Source organism: Marinobacter sp., assembly GCF_041686475.1.
Classification (GTDB): domain Bacteria; phylum Pseudomonadota; class Gammaproteobacteria; order Pseudomonadales; family Oleiphilaceae; genus Marinobacter.
Map to the genome: position 1 here is coordinate 1 of NZ_JAWLDU010000125.1, position 3,391 is coordinate 3,391.

Sequence of the window (3,391 nt, forward strand, 5' to 3'; positions counted from 1 at the left end):
TCAAAGAAACCCATCTGCGCCATCGTCTTACCCCAATTCCGGTTTGCCACCCCGATCATACCGCAGCGCCGGGTTCAGGGCAATTTTTAGAGGTGCCCTTAAGTCCAAGTTCTGAAGATGAGCCGTGCCCCTGCGGATCTGGTCGCAAATACACGAAATGCTGTCGAGCCAACTGATCGCTCGCTCGATATCCCCAAGAAATAACGGGGTTTTCTTTTCTTGCCATTCGCTGATAATTGCATTTCTTAAACGTCAAAAGAGGAAATGACATATGCAGCTGGAAGACATGACTCTTGAAGAGCTTAAGAAGCTCAGGAAAGATGTGGAAAAAGCGATTGAGACCTACGAGGCTCGCCAACTTTCCGAAGCCCGAGCCAAACTTGAGGCGCAGGCCAAGGAGATGGGGTATTCGCTGGAGGCGATTGCCGGGGTTTCAAAAACGGGGAGTGCCAAACGTCTGCCGAAATATCGTCACCCGGATAATCCTACCCTGACCTGGACCGGGATGGGGCGGAAACCGAAATGGTTCATCGATGCTCTCGAGGCAGGTTTGAGCAAGGACGACCTCAAAATCTGATTTTCCCAACTACGAAATGTAAGTTCGTATAGGCTTGGCAAGTTTTAACCAGACTTGCCTTAGCTTGATTGAATCTTTCAAATACTCCCAAGTTACTGTATGTGACCTTTCCGCCGCCCATCGAGTGGCCGGTGCTATCGACAAGACGGCTTTGACCCTCGGGGAAATGCCGACAGGACGCCCCGGAAGACTGGCAGGTACTTACGAGAAGTCGGTGACAAGCCTACCTTACATCCTTGCCTATGCGATCACACAGACGGGCGGCGAGGAAGCAGTGGCAATTGTCCGGGTGATTCACACAGCCCGAGACTGGTCTGCCGAGAAATGGCCCGACTGAGCGGACATATCTGCTTAGTTCTTTGCTTGAGGCACGGGCCGTACTCGATTTCCCCAGAAGCGTGCTTTTCATGGAATTCGGCGCAGCCAGCGGCTTTCAGGGCCTGTGCCTGGGGCAGGGGGTCTGATCCTCGGTCGAGACGCGGGCATAGCCGATCGAGAAACGCGCGAAAGTTGATGGTGTGGATCCCGCCCCCTAAAGGCATCACAATGTGCCAAGTGTCGTTAGACGACGTCACGGAAGAACATGGAGGCATCCACAAGCCTTTTGGTTAGCCATGTGGCTAGGTCAGCACACGTCCGACGGGCCAGCTATTTTCCGCCGATAGAGCATCGTAAGCTACGGGTTTGAAGTTCCTGAGCGATCTCAGCGATCAACCCAAATCCGGCAGGACATCCGACATGGTTATAGGCTATCTCATTGTAGGTATGATTTCCGGCGCGATACTGGCACTGATGGGCCTCATTGCTGGAAGCTCTCTCTGGTCCACCTTCCTTCTCTACTCGGTCGGAGGCTCCCTGACCACATTGGGTGTGGCAGGGCTGGTGTGCATTCTGCCCCGCAAATCAGCTAAGCCTGACGATGAAATCGGATCAGTGAGCCCCGAAAAAGTTGAGGTTTGAGGTTTTCTGTCCCCTGTGTGGCGCCAGATATGAACCAAGCAGGGAAGAACCGTCTCGATTTCCGCGATCGAATTGAGAGCCGCTGCGGCAGCCCAATCGCTGTTTTTCAGTTGACCTGCATCAGCATCGCTGTGATGCCATGCCGCCATGGACCCAATCAGCTGGACCGAAGCATTTCACCACCGGTGACCCTTCAAGACAATTCCCTTTAGCCAAATTTTAAGCAAGACGTTGCCATGTGCTACCACGCATAAAAAGGTTGCCTGTCTTCATGAATGAAACTGGATTGAACGAAGCCGCTGCAAACATTGCCACCGCATTACGACGACCTTCGCTGGCCCCGGTCTGGATAACCGTTCTTGCCATCTGCCTGGATCTGCCGGTCTTCGCCACGGCCTTGTGGTTTGCACAATATGCCGCTGTCGCCCCTTCTGACTTCGCGCCGCTGGACGCGGCTAGCGCGGGGCTGTTGATAGCCGCTGCGTCAATCGGGTTGCTGGCCTTGGGCGGAGGCTACAGACCAAACGTGATGCGAAAGCCCAAGCATGCGGTGCTGGGAGCTTTGCTCGCTCTGGCCGGACCGGTGACGCTGGCTGCAAGCTTGGTCGCCCATGCCTGGTCCGCCGAATTCACCGATTTCCTTCTCGCCAGTCTGCTGGCGCTTGCCTTTGTCGTGGTTCCTCTGCGCCTGGTCGAGGCCCAGGTGATTGCCTGGATCATAGATACCGGGTTGATCCAGCGTCGTGCGGTCATTGCCGGCGGTGGAGAACATGCCGAAACGCTGATCCGTGGGCTGAACGCACGAGCACAGAATGATGTGCGCCCTTATGGGATATTTGATGATCGCGACGATGACCGTTCCCCGCCTCAGGTTATCGGGGTCCCGAAAATTGGCGGTTATGACGAGCTGATCGACTTCGTCCGACAGTCGGAAATCGACATGGTGATCATTTCCCTGCCGCTGGAGGCGGAAGAGCGGATCAACTGGCTGATGACCAAGTTAAAGGTCTTGCCCGTGGAGATTCGACTATCCGCATTCAGCCAGGATTACGCGTTCTCGCAGAGCACGCGCGACCCGTTGATCTCCGCCATTCGAGGCACCTTCCCGGCAGAGCGCCGTCTGATGAAGCGGGTTTTCGACATCGTTTTTGCGACCCTGGCCCTGTTGATCGTTTGGCCGGTGATGCTTGTCGCAGCAATGGCAATCTGGCTCGAAACCGGCGGGCCTGTCTTCTTCAGGCAGAAGAGGCACGGGTATAATGACCGGATTATCGACGTACTGAAGTTTCGTTCGATGTATAACGAGACGATGGATCCCACGGCACGCCACGTCGTGACCCGTAACGATCCGCGTGTCACACGGGTTGGACGCATTCTGCGGAGCAGTTCGATCGACGAGTTGCCACAGCTGTTCAACGTGCTTTCCGGGGATTTGTCCTTGGTGGGGCCGCGGCCTCACGCGGTCGATGCGCTTTCGAGCCGGCAGGAGCGTTTCTCCAGTATCGTTGACGGCTACTCGGCCCGTCACCGCTTGCCGCCCGGTATCACCGGATGGGCCCAGATCCATGGGTTCCGGGGCGAGGTCGATGTTGCCGCAAAGCTCCATGCGCGTTTCGAGCACGATCTCTACTATATCGAGAACTGGTCCATCTGGTTGGACCTGTTGATATTGCTACGCACTCCGCCGAGCCTATTGTGGAACCGCGCGGCATATTGACCGTGGTTCGTGCGCATTCTGACATATCCGGTCGGCCATTGAACGAACCCGCTGACGCGGGAAAGACATCACTATTGGCGGGAATGGCCTCCTGATGGGAAGGTTTGGTTGCTGAGACCAACCCTTGATCAGGAGAC

At 55.8% G+C, this 3,391-nt stretch carries 5 protein-coding genes; all 5 read left to right on the forward strand.

The features are described from left to right. The first annotated feature begins 92 nt into the window (after positions 1–92). On the forward strand, positions 93–176 hold the full coding sequence (locus tag ACESMB_RS15005) for an SEC-C metal-binding domain-containing protein (protein WP_372971993.1): 84 nt from the start codon (positions 93–95) through the stop codon (positions 174–176). 95 nt (positions 177–271) lie between these two features. Continuing rightward, positions 272–577 (forward strand): H-NS family nucleoid-associated regulatory protein, encoded by a 306-nt coding sequence (locus tag ACESMB_RS15010; RefSeq protein ID WP_372971989.1) that lies wholly within the window; start codon positions 272–274, stop codon positions 575–577. A gap of 64 nt (positions 578–641) precedes the next feature. Further along, positions 642–914 carry a type II toxin-antitoxin system RelE/ParE family toxin gene (locus tag ACESMB_RS15015; RefSeq protein ID WP_372971990.1) on the forward strand — a complete coding sequence of 91 codons (273 nt, stop codon included), beginning with the start codon at positions 642–644 and terminating at the stop codon, positions 912–914. 401 nt (positions 915–1,315) lie between these two features. Further along, a complete protein-coding gene (locus tag ACESMB_RS15020; RefSeq protein ID WP_372971991.1) occupies positions 1,316–1,537 on the forward strand; it encodes a hypothetical protein in 222 nt (73 codons plus the stop codon). 271 nt (positions 1,538–1,808) lie between these two features. Further along, positions 1,809–3,254, forward strand: a complete 1,446-nt coding sequence (locus ACESMB_RS15025) for an exopolysaccharide biosynthesis polyprenyl glycosylphosphotransferase (RefSeq protein ID WP_372971992.1) — start codon at positions 1,809–1,811, stop codon at positions 3,252–3,254. Positions 3,255–3,391: the final 137 nt, after the last annotated feature.